The organism is Microtetraspora sp. AC03309, from assembly GCF_020826795.1.
Lineage (GTDB): Bacteria > Actinomycetota > Actinomycetes > Streptosporangiales > Streptosporangiaceae > Microtetraspora > Microtetraspora glauca.
The window spans coordinates 1-17,378 of sequence record NZ_JADDIL010000009.1 but is presented as its reverse complement, the minus strand read 5'-3'; the positions used below and the strand labels follow the sequence as shown (position 1 = coordinate 17,378).

The 17,378-nt window shown below is 70.3% G+C and carries 17 protein-coding genes and 2 pseudogenes; 13 read left to right on the top strand and 6 right to left on the bottom strand.

What is annotated here, in order from left to right; translation table 11 throughout:
- Positions 1-40: 40 nt before the first annotated feature.
- The 3 genes from IMZ11_RS06850 (at position 41) to IMZ11_RS06840 (ending at position 3,848) form a co-directional block, all read left to right on the top strand.
- Positions 41-1,039 carry an ATP-binding cassette domain-containing protein gene (locus tag IMZ11_RS06850; protein WP_228638643.1) on the top strand — a complete coding sequence of 333 codons (999 nt, stop codon included), beginning with the start codon at positions 41-43 and terminating at the stop codon, positions 1,037-1,039.
- Positions 1,036-1,860, top strand: a complete 825-nt coding sequence (locus IMZ11_RS06845) for an ABC transporter permease (RefSeq protein ID WP_228638640.1) — start codon at positions 1,036-1,038, stop codon at positions 1,858-1,860. Before IMZ11_RS06850 ends, IMZ11_RS06845 begins: the two co-directional genes overlap by 4 nt.
- Before the next feature lie 137 nt (positions 1,861-1,997).
- Positions 1,998-3,848, top strand: a complete 1,851-nt coding sequence (locus tag IMZ11_RS06840) for a SpoIIE family protein phosphatase (protein WP_228638638.1) — start codon at positions 1,998-2,000, stop codon at positions 3,846-3,848.
- Here the strand turns inward: IMZ11_RS06840 and IMZ11_RS06835 are convergent.
- Positions 3,845-4,285: a helix-turn-helix domain-containing protein gene (locus IMZ11_RS06835; protein WP_228638635.1), complete on the bottom strand. Its 441-nt coding sequence runs from the start codon at positions 4,283-4,285 to the stop codon at positions 3,845-3,847. The two genes, IMZ11_RS06840 and IMZ11_RS06835, sit on opposite strands and share 4 nt — an antisense overlap.
- Before the next feature lie 106 nt (positions 4,286-4,391).
- On the opposite strand from IMZ11_RS06835, the gene IMZ11_RS06830 reads away from it, so the two are divergent.
- Positions 4,392-5,573, top strand: coding sequence for a thiolase family protein (locus tag IMZ11_RS06830; protein ID WP_228638632.1), 1,182 nt, complete (start codon positions 4,392-4,394; stop codon positions 5,571-5,573).
- Between the two features lie 45 nt (positions 5,574-5,618).
- On the opposite strand, the gene IMZ11_RS06825 is transcribed toward IMZ11_RS06830, so the two are convergent.
- On the bottom strand, positions 5,619-6,371 hold the full coding sequence (locus tag IMZ11_RS06825) for an aminotransferase class IV (RefSeq protein ID WP_228638629.1): 753 nt from the start codon (positions 6,369-6,371) through the stop codon (positions 5,619-5,621).
- Between the two features lie 403 nt (positions 6,372-6,774).
- Between IMZ11_RS06825 and IMZ11_RS06820 the strand changes: the two genes are divergently transcribed.
- Positions 6,775-7,734 carry a tyrosine-type recombinase/integrase gene (locus tag IMZ11_RS06820; RefSeq protein WP_228638626.1) on the top strand — a complete coding sequence of 320 codons (960 nt, stop codon included), beginning with the start codon at positions 6,775-6,777 and terminating at the stop codon, positions 7,732-7,734.
- 61 nt (positions 7,735-7,795) lie between these two features.
- On the opposite strand, the gene IMZ11_RS06815 is transcribed toward IMZ11_RS06820, so the two are convergent.
- On the bottom strand, positions 7,796-8,320 hold the full coding sequence (locus IMZ11_RS06815; RefSeq protein ID WP_228638625.1) for a GNAT family N-acetyltransferase: 525 nt from the start codon (positions 8,318-8,320) through the stop codon (positions 7,796-7,798).
- 314 nt (positions 8,321-8,634) lie between these two features.
- On the opposite strand from IMZ11_RS06815, the gene IMZ11_RS06810 reads away from it, so the two are divergent.
- The 3 genes and pseudogenes from IMZ11_RS06810 to IMZ11_RS46625 form a co-directional block, all read left to right on the top strand.
- A complete protein-coding gene (locus IMZ11_RS06810) occupies positions 8,635-9,453 on the top strand; it encodes an NAD-dependent epimerase/dehydratase family protein (RefSeq protein ID WP_228638624.1) in 819 nt (272 codons plus the stop codon).
- A gap of 239 nt (positions 9,454-9,692) precedes the next feature.
- A pseudogene (locus IMZ11_RS46630) lies at positions 9,693-9,842 on the top strand (transposase); the annotation flags it as partial.
- A gap of 12 nt (positions 9,843-9,854) precedes the next feature.
- Positions 9,855-9,938, top strand: a pseudogene (locus IMZ11_RS46625) (IS5/IS1182 family transposase); the annotation flags it as partial.
- 64 nt (positions 9,939-10,002) lie between these two features.
- Here IMZ11_RS46625 and IMZ11_RS06800 read toward each other — a convergent pair.
- Positions 10,003-10,749 carry a phosphotransferase family protein gene (locus IMZ11_RS06800; RefSeq protein WP_228638623.1) on the bottom strand — a complete coding sequence of 249 codons (747 nt, stop codon included), beginning with the start codon at positions 10,747-10,749 and terminating at the stop codon, positions 10,003-10,005.
- A gap of 331 nt (positions 10,750-11,080) precedes the next feature.
- Between IMZ11_RS06800 and IMZ11_RS06795 the strand changes: the two genes are divergently transcribed.
- On the top strand, positions 11,081-11,632 hold the full coding sequence (locus tag IMZ11_RS06795; protein WP_228638621.1) for a hypothetical protein: 552 nt from the start codon (positions 11,081-11,083) through the stop codon (positions 11,630-11,632).
- 26 nt (positions 11,633-11,658) lie between these two features.
- Here IMZ11_RS06795 and IMZ11_RS06790 read toward each other — a convergent pair whose 3' ends face one another.
- Positions 11,659-11,949: a hypothetical protein gene (locus tag IMZ11_RS06790; protein WP_228638619.1), complete on the bottom strand. Its 291-nt coding sequence runs from the start codon at positions 11,947-11,949 to the stop codon at positions 11,659-11,661.
- A 21-nt stretch (positions 11,950-11,970) separates the two neighbouring features.
- Positions 11,971-12,531: a TetR/AcrR family transcriptional regulator gene (locus IMZ11_RS06785; RefSeq protein ID WP_228638617.1), complete on the bottom strand. Its 561-nt coding sequence runs from the start codon at positions 12,529-12,531 to the stop codon at positions 11,971-11,973.
- Positions 12,532-12,613: 82 nt separating this feature from the next.
- Here IMZ11_RS06785 and IMZ11_RS06780 point away from each other — a divergent pair, with 82 nt between their 5' ends.
- The 4 genes from IMZ11_RS06780 to IMZ11_RS06765 form a co-directional block, all read left to right on the top strand.
- Complete coding sequence (locus tag IMZ11_RS06780; RefSeq protein WP_228638615.1) at positions 12,614-13,468, top strand: patatin-like phospholipase family protein; 855 nt, start codon at positions 12,614-12,616, stop codon at positions 13,466-13,468.
- A gap of 465 nt (positions 13,469-13,933) precedes the next feature.
- The gene (locus tag IMZ11_RS06775) at positions 13,934-14,584 is read left to right on the top strand and encodes a 1-acyl-sn-glycerol-3-phosphate acyltransferase (protein ID WP_228638613.1); all 651 of its coding nucleotides are present in this window, start codon (positions 13,934-13,936) and stop codon (positions 14,582-14,584) included.
- A gap of 66 nt (positions 14,585-14,650) precedes the next feature.
- Positions 14,651-16,261, top strand: coding sequence for a penicillin-binding transpeptidase domain-containing protein (locus IMZ11_RS06770; protein WP_228638610.1), 1,611 nt, complete (start codon positions 14,651-14,653; stop codon positions 16,259-16,261).
- A 135-nt stretch (positions 16,262-16,396) separates the two neighbouring features.
- Positions 16,397-17,378: serine/threonine-protein kinase (locus tag IMZ11_RS06765; RefSeq protein WP_228638607.1), on the top strand; the 982-nt coding region annotated here is incomplete at its 3' end.

Genomic DNA, 17,378 nt, shown 5'->3' with positions numbered 1-17,378 from the left:
GGTACAGCGTACGGAAAACGACATCCCGAGGAGGAGCCGCATGACCTTCGCCGTCGTCGCCGAGGAACTGCGCAAGCGGTACGGCGACACCGAGGCCCTCGCGGGCTTCGACCTGACCGTCCCCGAAGGCACGGTCCACGGCCTGCTCGGCCCCAACGGCGCGGGCAAGAGCACGGCCGTGCGCATCCTCACCACGCTGCTGCGCGCCGACAGCGGACGCGCCGAGGTCGCCGGACTCGACGTCGCGACCCGCGGCCCCGAGGTACGCCACCGGATCGGGCTCGTCGGCCAGAACGCGGCACTCGACGAGATCCTCAACGGCCGGCAGAACCTGGAGATGTTCGGCCGGCTCCACCACCTCGGCGCCCGCCAGGCCCGCGCCCGAGCCGCGGACCTGCTGGAACAGTTCGCCCTCACCGACGCCGGGAACAAACCGGTCGGCCAGTACTCGGGAGGCATGCGCCGACGACTCGACCTCGCCGCCGGCATGATCCTGATGCCGGCCGTGCTGTTCCTCGACGAACCCACCACCGGCCTGGACCCCCGCGCCCGAGCCGAGGTGTGGGAGTCCGTCCGCGCCCTCGTCACCACCGGCACCACCGTGCTGCTCACCACCCAGTACCTGGAGGAGGCCGACCAACTCGCCGGCCGCGTCTCCGTCATCGACTCCGGCCGGACCATCGCGAACGGCACGCCGGACGAGCTCAAAGGCATGATCGGAGGCGACCGGATCGACCTGACCCTGCGCGACCCGCGCGACATGCCCGCCGCCGCGGCCGCCCTCGCCCGGGTGGCCACCGCGGAACCGCACCTCGACCCCGACACCCGGCGGATCAGCGCGCCCGTCGACCAACGGATCACCGCCCTGACCGAGGTGGTACGCGCCCTGGACGAGGCCGCCGTCACAGCCGAGGACATCGCCGTGCGCCGCCCCACCCTGGACGAGGTCTTCCTGCACCTCACCGGCACCGCAGGCACACCAGGGAATCCACCCCGACCCGACCATCACTCCCGCAACGGCACAGAGGAGGCCGCGTGACGACCGCCGTCCCCCCGATCCCCCGCACCCCGGCGGCCCGGCTGCGCTGGGCCCTCGCCGACGGCTGGACCGTCACCCGGCGAGACCTCACCCACTGGCGCCACCGCCCCGGCGACGTCGCCGTCGCCCTCCTGTTCCCGGTGCTGATGGTGCTGATGTTCGGCTACCTGCTCGGCGGCGGCATCGCGGTCCCCGGCGGAGGCGACTACCGCGAGTTCCTCATGCCCGGCATGTTCGCCATGACCATGCTCTTCGGCATCGAGACCACCTTCGCCGCCGTCGCCACCGACGCCGCCAGAGGCGTCACCGACCGGTTCCGCTCCCTGCCCATGGCACCGTCGGCCGTCGTCACCGGCCGCGCCACCGCCGACATGACGCACTCCGCCCTCGGCCTCGCCGTCATGATCGGATGCGGCCTGGCGGTCGGCTGGCGGTCACACGGCGACGCCGGCGACACACTGCTCGCCATCGCGCTCCTGCTCCTGCTCCGGCTCGCGTTCCTCTGGATCGGCATCTACCTCGGCCTGCTCGCACGCGGCCCCGAGTCCCTCGCGGCCGTGCAGATCCTCGTCTGGCCGGTCGGCTTCCTGTCCAACGCCTTCGTCCCGACCGCCACCATGCCGGCCTGGCTCGGCACCCTCGCCGAGTGGAACCCGCTCTCCTCCACCGTGACCGCCGTCCGCGCGCTGTTCGGCAACCCCGGCACGGGCGACTCCTGGATCGCCCAGCACGCCCTCCCGATGGCCGTCGCCTGGCCCGCGCTGCTCATCGCGATCTTCTTCCCCCTGTCCGTACGGTGTTACCGGCGACTGGACCGCTGACCCGCGCACACCCCGTCCACGAAGGCGCCCCGGTCTCCGGCACCGGGGCGCCTCCACGTTTCCGCAGCGTAGGTCGATGATGGGAGAAGGAACCCCCGACACCGGCACGGTGAGATCCGCGGAGAGGAGGCGCGCCCATGACAGACCCGGCGCACGAGCGGGCACCACGACGCCACACGCCATCGGCGACGCGCGCCCCCATGGACACCTCCTCCGCGGACGCCTCCTCCATGGACGCCTCCTCCGTGGAAAGGCCACCGCACGGACCGGCCGACGGCGCCCCACCGCCGCCCCAACGCTCCAGCGAGCACGACGAACTGCTCCAGCGGCTCCTGCCCACCGTCGACGCCGGGCTGTACGTGCTGAACCGGTGGGCGCGGGTGGTCTACCTCAACCCCCGCGGCGAGGAGTTGCTCCGCCGGTCCGCCGCGGACGTCATGGGCCACGACGCCCACGACCTGCTGCACCGGACCGCCGACGGCACGGTCGCGCAGCGCGCGGAATGCCGGCTGCTCCAGGCACTACTGTCCGGCACCACCATGCACGCCGACACCGAATGGTTCGCCCGAGGCGACGGCACCCTCCTACCGGCCTACTGCGTCAGCACCCCGTACGCCATCGACGACGACCGGACCGGAACGGTGGTGATCTTCTCCGAACGGAGCCTGGACGAGAACAGGTCGCACAACGCCGAACTGATCGACCTGACCGACCGCCTGGCCCTCGTCGCCGAATCCACCGTGGCCCTCACCTCCACCCTCGACATGGAGGAGGCACTGCGCCGACTCGTCCGGCTCGTGGTCCCACGCCTCGCGGACTGGGCCGTCGTCGACCTCCTCGACGACAACGAAGAACTACGGCGCGTGACCGTGGTGCACGACGAGAACGGCACCATCGTGAACGTGGAGGAACTCGAAGGCCCGATGCCGCCGGTGACGGAACAGTCCCGGCAACCCCTGGTCCAGGTGCTGCTCGGAGCCCCCTCCACACTGGTCACCCCGGACATGTACGACGAACTACCCGACTCCGGGATCGCCGCCGTGCAACGCGACCTGTTCCAGACGACCGGCATGCACTCCGCGGTCATCGCGCCGTTGAGAGGACGGCTACGCCAGGTGCTGGGAGCCCTGACCGTGGGCCGCGCCGCCCAGCACAGGCAGTTCGGCCCCGGCGAGCTCTCCCTCGTCGACGACATCGGCCGCCGCGCCGGTCTGGCCGTCGACAACGCCCGCCTGTACGAGCGGGAACGGCGGTCGGTCGAGACCATGCAACGCCACCTGCTCCCCCCGATGCCGGAAGTCGACGACCTGCAGATGTCCGCCCGCTACATCGCGGCGCCGCACGCCTCCGAGGTCGGCGGCGACTGGTACGACGTGTTCGTCCTCCCCGACGGCGTCAGCGCCCTGGTGATCGGCGACGTGATCGGCCACGATCTCACCGCCGCCGCCCAGATGTCCCAGCTGCGCAACCTGCTCCGCGCGTACGCCTGGGAGTACCAGGGTCCGCCCAGCCTGGTGGTCGACCGCCTCGACCGGGCACTCCCGCACATCAGCACCGCCACTTTGGCCACGCTGGTGTTCGCCCGCGTCGAAGGCCCGGAAGGCGGTCCGTGGCGACTGCGCTGGACCAGCGCGGGCCATCCGCCGCCGTTGCTGGTGACCGAGAACGGCAAGGTGTCCTTCCTCGAGGACGGGCAGGGCCTCCTGCTCGGCACCGACGTGGCCACAGAACGACCCGACGCCACGGCGCCGCTGCCGCCCAAGGCCACGCTCGTGCTCTACACGGACGGTCTGATCGAGTCTCCGAACGAGTCGATCGACCGGGGAATGGCCCACCTCGGCCGCCACGCCGCCTCGCTCGCCCGCCGACCGCTCGGGGCCTTCTGCGACCAGCTCATCGCTCGGGCGCGCCCGGCCGACAACGAGGACGACATCGCGCTACTCGCCCTCCGCCTGCCGGCCTCGCCGGTCCGTAAGCAGCCGACCTAGGGCCGGGGCTGATCGATGCGCAGCACCGACATCCCCTCGGGACGTACGGGCTCGTGGCAGTGCGCGCAGACCGTGATCGGGCGCAGGACCTCGCCGCACTCGTGCTCCCAGACGGTGGGCGGGTCCCCTTCGGTGACATAGCGGTCGCCCCAGGCCATCAGCGTGAGCAGTACCGCATGGAGCGCCTGACCGGCCTCGGTGAGAACGTACTCGTAGCGCGGCGGATGCTCTTCGTACTGCTCCCGCTCCAGCAGGCCGACGTCGACGAGCTTGCGCAGACGGACGGCGAGGATGTCGCGGCTGGCACCGGTGTTGCGGGCGATCTGGTCGAAGCGCCGCACCCCGAGCAAGATCTCACGCATGGCGAGCATGCTCCATCGCTCGCCGACGACCGCGAGCGCGTTGGCGATCGAACACTCCCGGGGACGGGACGGCATGGCGGCTACCTCCTTGACTTCTCGACCGTCGGGTCGGTCTTGATTTCCAACTTAGTCCGTGACATGGTGCGTTTGATTATCCAACCCACTCAGCATGGAGGCAAGCATGCGAGACGCGGTGATCGTCGAGGTCGCACGGACACCGATCGGCAAGGGAAAACCGGGCGGGGCGCTCCACCAGGTGCACCCCGTGGACCTCCTCGCCCACGCGATTCGCGCGGTGGTCGAGCGCACAGGCATCGCCCCCGACTCGATCGACGACGTGATCGGCGGCTGCGTGGACCAGGTAGGCGAGCAGGCACAGAACACCACGCGATGGGCGGCGCTGTCAGCCGGGCTTCCGGAGAGCGTCCCGGCGACCACGGTGGACCGCCAGTGCGGCAGCGGCCAGCAGGCGGTGCACTTCGCCGCCCAAGGCGTTCTCGCCGGCGCGTACGACATGGTGATCGCCTGCGGCGTCGAGTCGATGAGCCGGGTACCGATGTGGTCCAACGTGCCACCCGGCACCGACCCCTTCGGCCCTGGCGTGGCCGCCCGCTACACGGAAGGGCTGGTACCGCAGGGAATCAGCGCCGAACTGATCGCCGCGAAATGGTCGCTGAGCCGACAGGAGATGGACGCCTACGCGGTGGAGTCGCATCGGCGCGCCGCACGGGCCACCGCCGACGGAGCGTTCGCCGACGAGATCGCGGCGATCCGCGTCGGCGACGACCTGGTCCGTGACGACGAGTCGATCCGGCCGGGCACGACACCCGAGGTGCTGTCCGGGCTGAAGCCCGCCTACTACGACCCCGCCATGGCGGAGCGGTACCCGCAGATCGACTGGTCGGTCACCGCGGGCAACTCCTGTCCCGTCAACGACGGCGCCTCGGCGGTGCTGATCACCACGAGCGAGAACGCCGCCAGGCTGGGGCTGCGGCCGAAGGCCCGGCTGCACAGCTTCGCCGTCATCGGATCCGACCCGCTCCTGATGCTCACCGGGATCATCCCCGCCACCGAGAAGGTCCTGCGCAGAGCGGGACTACACCTGGACGACATCGACCTGTTCGAGGTGAACGAGGCGTTCGCCGCCGTCGTCCTCTCCTGGATCCGGGAGACCGGCGCCGATCCGGCGAAGGTCAACGTCCACGGCGGCGCCATCGCACTGGGCCACCCACTCGGGGCCAGCGGCGCCCGCCTGATGAGCACCCTGGTCAACGCGATGCCCCGCCACGGCGCGCGCTACGCGTTGCAGACCATGTGCGAGGGCGGCGGCATGGCCAATGCCGTCATCCTTGAGGCCCTGTGACCGTGATTCCGCCGAACCTCCAGCACGACGAGCCCACCCGGCCGATCAGAGCGGATCCCACGGGATGCGCTCGTAAAGATCGCGCACCCGGTCCATCGCCCGCTCGTCCACTTTCAGCTCCACGTCGTCCACCCGGCCGACCGCGACGACACCTCGCGAATTGGCGAGGAAGACCGCGTCATATCCGGGCAGATCCGCCGCCCTCAGCACGCGGCGCTCCTGGCGTCCCCCCTCGTGTTCCAGCGCCCGCTCCAGCAGCTGCATCGTGATGCCGCGCAGCATCGGCGCCTGCGGCCAGACGACGGTGTCGCCGACGACACAGCCCACGTTGGTGATCGATCCTTCCGCGATCACACCGTCCGCGGTGGTCAGCAGCGCCTCGTCGAACCCCTCGGCCTCCACCCGAAGCCCGAGATAGTGCTGCGGGAAACCGCCGACATGCTTGATATGCGGGAGAAACCGCTGGTAGACGACCGACCGCACACTCTGCGGGGTCCGGGCCATCTCGTACGGCGGCCCCGCCGTGGCGAACACGTGCGGGACGTCGCCCTCCGACAGGATGTACACGCGGACGCCGGCGTCCCGGATGTCCTCCCCCAGGACCGCCGCGATCGAGCCGAGTACCTCCTCAGGGCCGGGCACGACATCGAACAGCTCCCGGCTGGCCGCCTCCAGCCGGGCCAGGTGCAGGTCGAGCCCGCGCACCCTCCGGTCCCTGACCTGCATGGCGGTGAAATGTCCGTATCTCGCGAACATCGCGAGGGCGGCATCCGCCCCCACGACCCGCCCGTCGATCACAACGCGCTTGATGCCGATCAGCCCCTTCCGGCCGGAAACGATCCTCGAACCGCATGCCCACCGTACCGAGGGCGCGGATCGCCGTCAGGACGCTCGTACAGCGGCGACGGACACGGCGGACAGGTGAAGACTCGGCCTGGGGTTCGGCCGGTCACCGCCCCGGCCGCGTGGCCATGCCCGGCTCCGCAGCCGGTCGGCACCTCTGAACGGCCTCGATCGACCGTCTCGACGCGGCGAGAGGAGGCCGGGCTGGGCGCGCAGAGCGGCGCGCCGACATCCCCGCTGTCGTTCAGCGAGTCGCCCGTCGATCGCGCCGCTGCTGATGGGGTTTCGGTTGGCTTGAGGGCATTTTCGACCCACCCAGCGCCTTTACATTGTAGATTCATTATATGATCGGCGAGCGATGAACTTCCCAGCCGTGCCGGAACCGCTTCCTCCCGCGAGGCCCCGGGCCGATCCCTACCACGCCTACCTGGACGCCCTCCCCAGCCCCGAGTCGAAGCGGACCATGCGCGGCTGCCTCGACCGTGTCGCCCGCCTCATCACCGGCGATCCCCACGCCACCGGGGCGGGGCAGCCGTGGGAGCGCCTCCGCTACGAGCACACCGTCCGGCTCCGTACGGCGATGCGCGAGCAGGGGTGGTCCCCCTCGCACGTGAACAAGCATCTGGTCGCCCTGCGGCGGGTGCTCAAGGAAGCCTGGCGGCTCGGCCTGATGACCAGCGAGGACTACCAGCGGGCGGCCGACCTGCCGGCCTACAAGCACACCCGGGTGCCCGCGGGGCAGCACGTCCCGCCGGAGGTGCTGGGGGCCGCACTCGCGGCCTGTGACGACGGCGACTCCCCCACCGGCCTGCGGGACGGCGCCATGCTCGCCGTGCTGTACTCCACCGGCTGCCGACGGGCGGAGCTCGCCGGGCTCGCCCTGGCCGACTTCGACTCCGCGTCCCGATCGCTTCGCGTACGCGGGAAGGGCGACAAGGAGCGGCTCGTCTATCTGACCGCTCCCGCGGTCGCGCGGCTGGAGTTGTGGCTCTCGGCGCGCGGACGGGAGGCGGGGCCGCTGTTCTGCGCGATCAACAAGGCCGGCCGGTTGCGCCGCACCCACATGAGCGGGCAGGCGATCTCCGACATCGTGGCCCGCCGCCTCTCCGACGCGGGTGCCGCCAAGAGGACACCGCACGACTTCCGGCGGACCTTCATCGGCGAGCTGCTCGACGCGGGCGTCGACCTCGCCACCACGCAGGCCCTGGTCGGCCACGCCTCCCCCGCGACCACCGCACGGTACGACCGGCGTCCCGAGCGGCGCCGCAGGGAGGCCGTGGACCGCCTGGAGATGCCCCCGGCCAAACCACTGCGCTGAATCGTGTTTCGGTGGATCTCCGCCGTGCCGAGGGTCCGAAACACTCGTTAGTGGTTGAAGATCAAGCAGGGCCGACGCGGTAGAGGACGTGGCGGCGCAGCGGGCTGTCCTCGTCCAGCGTCGGGTGATCGAAGTCGCCTTCGGGGTCACGGGTCATGCCGATGCGCTCCATGACCCGCTGGGAGCGCATGTTCTGCTTCGCCGTGAACGAGACGATCTCCTTCAGCCCGAGCTCGCCGAAGCCGTGCCGCAGCGCGGCCCGAGCCGCCTCGGTCGCGTAGCCGTGACCCCACGCGGACCGGGCCAGCCGCCAGCCGATCTCGACGCAGGGCGTGAAATGCGCGATGAACCGCGGAACCGAGAGCCCGGTGAACCCGATGAACGTCCCGGACAGCTCGACGGCCCACAGTCCGAAACCGCAATCGTCGAACTCGGCCGCGACGCGGTCGGCGAGGGCGTCGCTCCTCTCCCGCGTCAGCGTGGCCGGGAAGTACTCCATCACCTCGGGGTCGGCGTTCAGCGCCGCGAACGGCTCGCGGTCTTTCTCCTGCCAGCGCCGCAGCACCAGCCGCTCGGTCTCGATCATCCGTTCACGGTACCGGCAGATGGGGTACCGGGGTCCTCGGCCCTGTCGGCCCATACCGCGGTGCCGGCCGGACATATCGGGCGACTGTCCGTTCGTCCGGCTCCCGCGTCGGGGGAAACACCTGGTCGGGGGCCCAGGACATCGCGGAAAACATCGCTGGGGACATCGCCGGGCCCGGGATCAGGCGGTCGGACCGTCTCCTTGGCCGCGACCCGACGCGTAGGTCCGGCATCCGGGATCCGGCCATCCGGGCCTTGGCACGGGGCGTCCGGATGGGTCAAAGTGAAACACCGTTTCCCAAGGAGGGTCGCGCAGTGCACTATGTAATCATCGGCTGCGGCAACGTGGGCATGGAACTCGCACGCCGCTGGACCGCCGCCGGCCACCGGGTGACCGGGACCACCACCTCGGCCAGGCGCATCGGGGAGATCCAGCAGGCCTGCTCCACCGTCGTGGTGCTGCGCGGCAGCGACCGGGCGGCCGTGGAGCAGGCGACGAGCGACGCGGACGCCGTCGTGCTGACGATGAGCCCCCGCGTCACCCGATCCTTCGACGCCCGGCAGCGGGTCGCCGAATACGCGGACACTCTCACCGCCAGCGCGCGGACCGCCGCCGCGGTGCATCCCCGGGTCGTCTTCACGAGTTCCGTCTCCGTCTACGGAGCCGGCACCGGATCCCTCGTGGACGAATCCACCCCGACCACCGATGACCCGGACGCCTCGCCACGTAGTTTCGTCGCCGCGGAGGAGGCCGTCCTGGCGACACCGCAAGGGGCGGTGGTCCGCATTCCCGACGTGTACGGACACTCGCGCGACATGGACTATCCGACCCGGGTGAAGTTCGCCCACGAGGCACTCGGCGGCAGCGTCCCCTTCTCCGCCGACGCCCTGCTGTACAGAATCGACTACCGGGACGCGGCGGCCGCACTCGACTTCGTCGTGTCCGAGGGCCTCACCGGGATCTTCAACGCCGTCCCCGACGCGGTCCTGCCCCCCACCAACGCCTCGGCGTTCGGCGAGATCTGCGCGGCCGAGGGCTGGCCCGAGCTGACCTATCGGGGGGAGATCAAGACGCCGACCATACCGGTGACCTCCGCGAGGCTGCGGGCCGCCGGGTTCGCGTTCGTCCACTGACGGCGTGCCCCTCTCGCGCCCAGCCGACGCGCGCTCCCCCACCGCCCAATCGTCACAATAAATCGGCATAAAAGGGATATTTCTGGATATAACAATTAGCTCTGGCGCGCCGAGATCCGGGGACCCGGCATGACCACCACCGCAGCGTCCGTTAGGCATTGGTCATGCCGATTACTCCTTAGAAGCCCTAACCAAATGATCGAGGAATACCGTTGATCATCTACAGGTCGATCACCTGTGTGAGGAAGGGCGAGCAGCCGCCGTGGATCATCTCGGATGAGTTGTGGGCGCGGATCGAACCGTCGTTGCCGGTCTTGCCACGCCGTACAGATCATCCGGGCCGCAAACGCCTGGACAACCGGAAGGTCCTATCGGGCATCGTGTTCGTGCTCTACTCCGGTAACGATGTCACCCAGCTCATGCCGCTGCGGCGGGCGATCCCGCCGGTGCGTGGCCAGCGGGGTCGGCCCAGCCGGCGACCGAAGTGGCGACGCCTCATGCACTGATCGTTCCGACAGGACTTTTCCTAGCGGTCGGGCCCGCGCAGCCTCACAGCCGGGATCTCAGCACGTCGATCTCACAGCCCGGCGCGAACGGGTCGAAGCCGTGCTCGACCAGCCAGCGAACATTCAGCAGGCTTCGCAACGACCACCACGCGCGGATCACGTCGAGGTCGACGTCGGTGCCGTACCCGGCGACGACGTCGCCGAGGTGCTCCTCGTGTCCGAGCGTCAAGGTGGCGAGGTCGTACAGGGCATCACCTTGGCCTGCCTCGGACCAGTCGATGATGCCCGTGATCCCGTCGCCGTCGACGAACACGTGATCGATCTGCAGGTCGCCGTGCGTGAAGACCGGAGCCCAGGGCCGGAGCGCGGCGTCGGCGACCTGGCGGTTGCGGGTGACCAGGTCGGCGGGCAGGACGCCGTTCGTCACGAGCCACTCGCACTCGCCGTCGAGATCCGCCGCCAACTCGTCGAGGCCCCGGCCGGCCTGGCCGGGCCTGGGCGGCAACGGCGCGTCGTGCAACCTCCGGATGGCGGCGCCCGCCGCGGCCCACGCTGCCGGGGACGCGGTCGACGGCTCGCCGAGGCGGCCGAGCGCCGTCCCCGGGACTGCGGCGATCGCGAGCACGGGCGGCTTGTGCCACAGGACCTTCGGGGTCGGGACCGGCGCCAGGGCCATCGCCTCGACCTCGACGTCGATGCGCGCCTGATCGGCGTCCACCTTCAGGAACACGTCGCCGACGCGCATGGTCGCGCGCTCGGAATGGGCGACGACCACTTTGACCTCGTCCATGGGCGACCAGTATCCCGGGGGTGATCGTCGACGTCACCGGGTTTGTCGCGTGCGATTGCGCGGCTGACCGCGTCTCGCCACCAAGCGGCCTCGTGCGCGACACCGACCGCTGACCAGGTTAGGAGCCCTTGGCCTGACGGACGACGGCAAGCCTTCGGTGAGCGCGTTTCCGCAGCTCAGCCCGCGAAATGTTCGGCTCATCATCCTGACCGGAAATGGCCGTGACCCCGACCGGGCTAACGATCCGATCACCGCGACTCTGGCCAGGTAACCCCGCCGGGAGAATCATCCGTCCCCCAGGACAACCGAGATGATCAACCCCGGAGTCACGATGGCATATCAGCAGGGCCCGCCCGGAGACCGGCCGCCCAACTACGGCCCTCCTCCCGGCTACGGCTACCCGCCACCCACCCCGCCCAAGAAGACCAACGTCGCTCTCATCCTGGTCATCATCGGCGCCGTCCTCCTGCTGGTCATCGGCGGGTGTACGGCACTCGTCATCACCGTGGCCAACAAAAGCGCCGACGAAGTACAGAAGGCGCTCGACCAGTTCACGCCGTTCCCATCGATGCCGGTCGAGGGCACCGGGCCGGCGCACGAGGTGGTCCTGGAAGCGACCGGAGACGGCGGAGCGAAAACCGCCGGCAACGTGACCTTCACGATGGGGTTCGACGTGAAGCAGGAAGCGGGAGTGCCGCTGCCGTACTCGAAGACCGTGCAGGCGTCCGAGGGGCCCGGAGGGATATCCCTGTGGGTGCAGAACGCCGAAGGCGAGGGCACGGTGACGTGCCGGATCAAGGTGGATGGGAAGGTGGTCCGTGAGGCCACGTCGACCGGGCCGTACGGCGTGTGCCGAGTTCAGACGAACTCGCTCGCCCAGTGACGTAATCCCGCCCCGTGGGCGGGGCGTCACACAGGTGTTCCCTCTTCAAGGGTGAGGGCCGTCCTCGCGCAGGGGCGGCCCTCTCTCGTGTCGGACCACCGGGCGACGTCGTCGAGCTTGGCCACGATCCGGGAGAGCAGGTTACGGATCTCGACCTGCCCGGCCCTCAGGTCTGCGACATCGTCCCGCGGCAGCGCGAATGACCGCTCCAGGTCGCCCTGCCCCGCCTTGCCGACGGCGATGTCCTCGCGGAAATCAGCGATGTCGGTCCCGACGGTGGAGCCGCGGGCAGAGTCCGCGCTGTGGCCTGCGGTCACCGCGTGATCGTTTGTCTTCGTTCAATGCCGGAGGAGTTCGCAGAAGCGGTCCAGGGCGCGGTCGGTGCGGTGGCGGTCGCCGGTGGTCGTCAAATCGAACAGGAGGCCCCGGATGACGGCCATGACCAACGTGGGAGTGACGGTGTCGTCAGGGGTGGTGGCGATGTCGCGGAACGTGGCGCCCAGGGTGTCGAACCAGTTCGTGATCGCCTCGGCTCGGTCCGAGTAGTTCTCGGGGTGTGCCAGGCCGTCGGCGTGCACCTCGAAGATCAGCCGGACGTACGGGGCGCGCTCGGGTGCGCTCATCCAGGCCCAGATGCCGCGCAGGCGTTCCTCCGGAGAGGCCGCCTGCGGCGGGAGGTTCTCAGCCAACCGTGTCGCACCGCGGCGGCGGGCCTCGGCGAGGACGGCAGACACCAACTCCTGCTTGCTGCCGAAGTCGTAGAGCAGCATCCGCGGGCTGGTATCGAGAGCCGCGGCCAGCGGCCGCAGACTCAACCCGGCCAGGCCGTGCGCCAGTACGTAATCGGTCGCCCGCGCCAGCGTGGCCTCCCGTCGGGCGGGATCTGGGGGTCGCCCCACGGTGGATCACCCTCTCTCCAGCGCCAATCTGAGCCTACGTCCATATATGGTACGACTGTTTCAATAATGGGAGGAGACAGTCATGCACTCGATCGACCGGGCACTCGTACTGGGCGCCGGAGGTCTCGTCGGCATGGCCTGGATGGCTGGGCTCGCCTGCGGACTGCGCCGCGGCGGGGTGGATCTCGGCGAGGCCGATCTGATCGTCGGCACCTCGGCCGGTGCGATCATCGCCGCGCTGCTGGCCACCGGCCAGGACCCCGACCGGCTCGCCACCCCAGTGCGCCCTGCCGGCTCCGGCAGCACTCCTCCCCAGGTGGACGGGCGCCGGCTGGGCGAGGCGTTCGCGGTGCTCGGCAGTGCCGCCTCGAACCCGGACGAGGCGCGACGCCGAGTGGGCCAGATCGCGCTCGCCGCCGAGACCGGCCCCGAGCAGGCACATATCGCCCGGATGCGCGCCATGGCCGGCGCAGACCAATGGCCGGACCGGCGGTTGCTCATCACCGCGCTGGACGCCGAGACCGGCGAGCAGGAGGTCTTCGACCGTGCCAGTGGCGCACCGCTGCCCTCCGCCGTGGCGGCAAGCACCGCCTTCCCTGGCATCTACCCACCGATCACCGTCAACGGCCGCCGATACATGGACGGCTCCCTGCGGTCGGCGACCAACGCCGGACTCGCGGCCGGAGCCCGCACACTCGTCGTGATCGACCCGCAGGCGCACCTGTTTCCCCGCGAGTTGCTCCACCAGGAGCTGGCGGTCGCCGGGGCGCGCACCGTGGTGACCATCGAGCCCGATCCGGAATCACTACGCGCGTTCGGCTCGGACCTGAACGACCGGACGGCCTGGGAACCGGCCTACCAGGCGGGCCTTCGCCAGGCCACCGATGCCGCGGAGCAGCTCCGTCTCGCGTGGAAGACCGGATCAGACACGGACTGAGCGCCGCCCGATCTCGACGCCGTCCCCGACGCGACCCTGCCCTCCACCAACGCCGCCCAAGCGTCACAATAAATCGGCACAAAAGGGATATTTCTGGATATAACAATGGGTGCTGACGCGCCGAGATCCGGGGAACCGGAATGACCACCGCCGGGCGTCCGTTAGGCTTGGTAGTGCCGATGTGGATGTGTCCCCCGGGCCGCAATTACCGCCTTCACGGAATACCGTTCGGCTGGAGCCGTGTTGTGCCTCTCGCCGAGGAGGCGACCACCACATCGGCCTTAACGTGCCAGGCCCCCGCGAGACCAGCTCTCGCGGGGGTTTCGACTACTGGACGAAGATCAGGCCAAGTCGTACGAAACCTTGGGACGCGGCGCGCGCGGTGGTCGCACCCCGCCCTGGCTTAGGGTTGATCGCGTCGCCGTCGGCGTGAGGCCGGACCGGCGGAGATCCTGAGGAGTGCCCGTGCTCTACCGCATCGCCAAGATCGTCACTGCGCCCACCGTGCGGCTCCTGTGGCGGCCGGTGGTCGAGGGCAGGGAGCACGTGCCGGAGACCGGGCCCGCGATCCTGGCGTCCAACCACCTTTCCATCCTCGACTCCTTCTTCCTCCCGGCGCTGCTGCCGCGGAAGGTCACGTTCGTCGCCAAGAACGAATACTTCACGGGCAACCCGGTGACGGCCATGTTCATGCGCAGCACGGGCAACCTGGCGATCGACCGGGAGAGCGCGGGAGCGGCCCAGGCCATGCTCGACGCCGCCGCGGGCGTGCTGAAGGCGGGCGAGCTCTTCGGCATCTACCCCGAGGGCACCCGCTCCCCCGACGGGCGCCTGTACAAGGGCAAGATCGGCGTGGCGTGGCTCGCGCTGACCACGGGCGCCCCGGTCGTCCCGGTCGCCATGGAAGGCGTCGACCGCGTGCTGCCCCCGGGAGCGTCCGTGCCGCGGATCACCCGCATCGGGATCCGGATCGGCGCGCCGACCGTCTACACCGGCGACCCGGGCAGCGCGCGCGACCGCCGGCAGGTGACCGACCAGATCATGGAGGCGATCCGTGACCTGTCCGGCCAGGAATACGTGAACAAGTACGCCGCGAGCGTCAAGAACGCGTCCTGACCGCGGTTTGTATGGCGATTTGACCGCGATAGGCTCTGTGCCGGTTTCGAGGCTGGGAGGCAACGCGTGCCCCGAGGACGTACGATCGCGATCACGACCGCCGCCACCGTCCTGGTGGCCGGCGCCGCCGCGGGAGGCGCCTACTACGTCCTCCACACGAGGGGCACCCCGCAGGAGACCGCGCAGCGCTTCACCTCCGCGTGGGCGCGCGGCGATCTGACCGCGATGAAGGCCGAGCTGGCCACACAGGCGGCGGGCTTCGAGGCCGCCTACGCCGAACTCACCAAAAACCTGGGCGCGACCGCGGTCGCCGTCACCCTCGGCGCGGTGACCCCGGCGGGAGACGACCGCGCCACCGCGGCCTACACCGCGACCGCGACGCTCAAGGACGTCGGCGAGTGGACCTACGACGGCACGATCGACCTCGCGGTCAAGGACCACTACTGGAAGGTCGCCTGGGCGCCGCGCGCCGTCCATCCCGCGCTCGACGGCACCGTCCACCTGTCCCTCAAGACGACCTGGCCGCGGCGCGGCGCCGTCATGGACGTGAACGGCGACCGCATCGACGGCGGCGACATGGGCGGCTCGGTCCAGCAGCTCGTCGGGTACCTCGACAAGGCGACGGCCAAGGACGTCAAGGCCCTGGGCTCGGCGTACAAGACGGGCGACGCGATCGGCCGCGGCGGTCTCCAGGAGACCTTCCAGAAGTCGCTGGCCGGCACGCCCACCACCGAGATCCTCGCCGGGAAGAAGACCCTGGCCACCATGAAGGGCTCGACGGGACGCGACGTCAGGACCAGCCTGGACCTGAACGTCCAGCGCGCCGCCGCGGACGCCGTGCGCGACATCGAGAAGCCCACGTCGCTGGTCGCCGTGCGCCCGTCCAGCGGTGAGGTCCTCGCGGTCGTCAACAACAAGGGCGGCTTCAACCGGGCGCTGGACGGCCGCTATCCCCCCGGATCCACGTTCAAGACCATCACGGCCGCCGGTCTGCTCGCGGCGGGCCTGACACCGTCGTCGCAGGTCACCTGCCCCAAGACGGTGTCGGTCGGCGGGCTGCAGATCCGCAACTCCGACCACGAGGCGTTCGGGGCGCTGTCGTTCCTCGACTCCTACGCCCACTCGTGCAACACGACCTTCGCGCCGCTGACCGCCACCAAGCTCAGCGCGCAGAAGCTGTACGACATCGCCTCCGACCTCGGCTTCAACCAGGCGCTCAATATCGGCGTCCCCGCGACCAAGGCGAGCATGCCCAAGGCGACCAGCGACGCCGAACTGGGCGCGGAGTCCTTCGGCCAGGCCCGGATCACCGCGAGCCCGCTGGTCATGGCCACGGTCGCGGCCGCGGTCGCGGACGGTGCCTGGCGGCCGCCGACGCTGGTGCCCTCGATCAAGCAGAAGGCCTCGCCCACGGACCTGCCGGACGGCGTCGCCGAGCAGCTCCGCGTGATGATGCGGGCCGTTGTCAGCAAGGGCACCGCGCACTCCGCCGGCCTCCCGTCCGGTACGGCCGGCAAGACGGGCACCGCGGAGTTCGGCACCGGCGAGAAGCTGGAATCCCACGCGTGGTTCATCGGCTACCGCGGCGACGTCGCCTTCGCGGTCGTCGTCGAGGGCGGGGGCGGCGGAGGCAAGGTCGCCGCACCGGTCGCCGCCGCGTTCCTCCGGGGACTCTGACAACCCGCGACATCCGCGGGCGCTCCCGGGCGCATCCCGGGGCGCTTTCGCCGCACATGCTGGGTCCGCGAGAAGATCTCTGTAGGCTTTGCCGCTGAATGTGTGGAACATTACGTACGGCGGTTGGATGGCGCGGTGAACGACCTCACTCCGGGAGATCCCCTTCAGATCGGCGGATATCGCCTGCTCGGCCGCTTGGGCGTGGGCGGCATGGGCACGGTCTACCTGGGCGATTCCCCAGACGGGCAACAGGTCGCCGTCAAGGTGATCAACCCCGAGTTCAGCCGGCACGAGCAGTTCAGGATGCGCTTCCGCCGTGAGGCCGACGCGGCGTCCCGGGTCAGGCGGTTCTGCACCGCCGCCGTGATCGAGGCCGCGCTCGACGGTGACCAGCTCTACGTCGTCACCGAGTTCGTCCCCGGCCCCAACCTGGAGCACGCCGTACAGTCCTCGGGCCCGTTGCGCGGCTCCAGCCTGGACGCCCTCGCGGTCGGGGTCGCGACCGCGCTCACCGCCATTCACGGCGCGGGCGTGATCCACCGTGACCTGAAACCGTCCAACGTGCTGCTCTCCCCCGTCGGCCCCCGAGTGATCGACTTCGGCATCGCCAGGGCCCGCGACACGCTCGGCGGGATCACCGGCACGGGCGAGCTCATCGGGACGCCCCGCTACATGGCGCCCGAGGTGCTGCGCGGCGAGCCCGTTTCACCGGCCTGTGACGTGTTCTCGTGGGGCTGCCTGGTCGCCTTCGCCGCCACCGGCCGCCCGCCGTTCCACGGCGAGACGCTTCACGCGGTGCTCTACCAGGTGCTCAACAACGAGCCCGACCTCACCGGGCTGGACCCGGCGCTGCGTGACCTGGTCGGCTACGCGCTGTCCAAGGATCCCGGGCGCCGGCCGACCTCGCAGCAACTCCTGGACCACATGGTCGGCCGTGCCGCCGGCCCCGAGCAGGCCGCGCACTCGGTGCAGGCGACCTGGCAGCAGACCGGTGGCCCCGCCGCCGCGGCGCAGGGGGCTCCTCAGTCCACGCTCCGGCAGACGCTGCAGGCGACACCGCCGACGGAGCGGGGTCCGGTGGCGGATGCCACCCATCCCTCCTCCCCCGCTTCCCCCA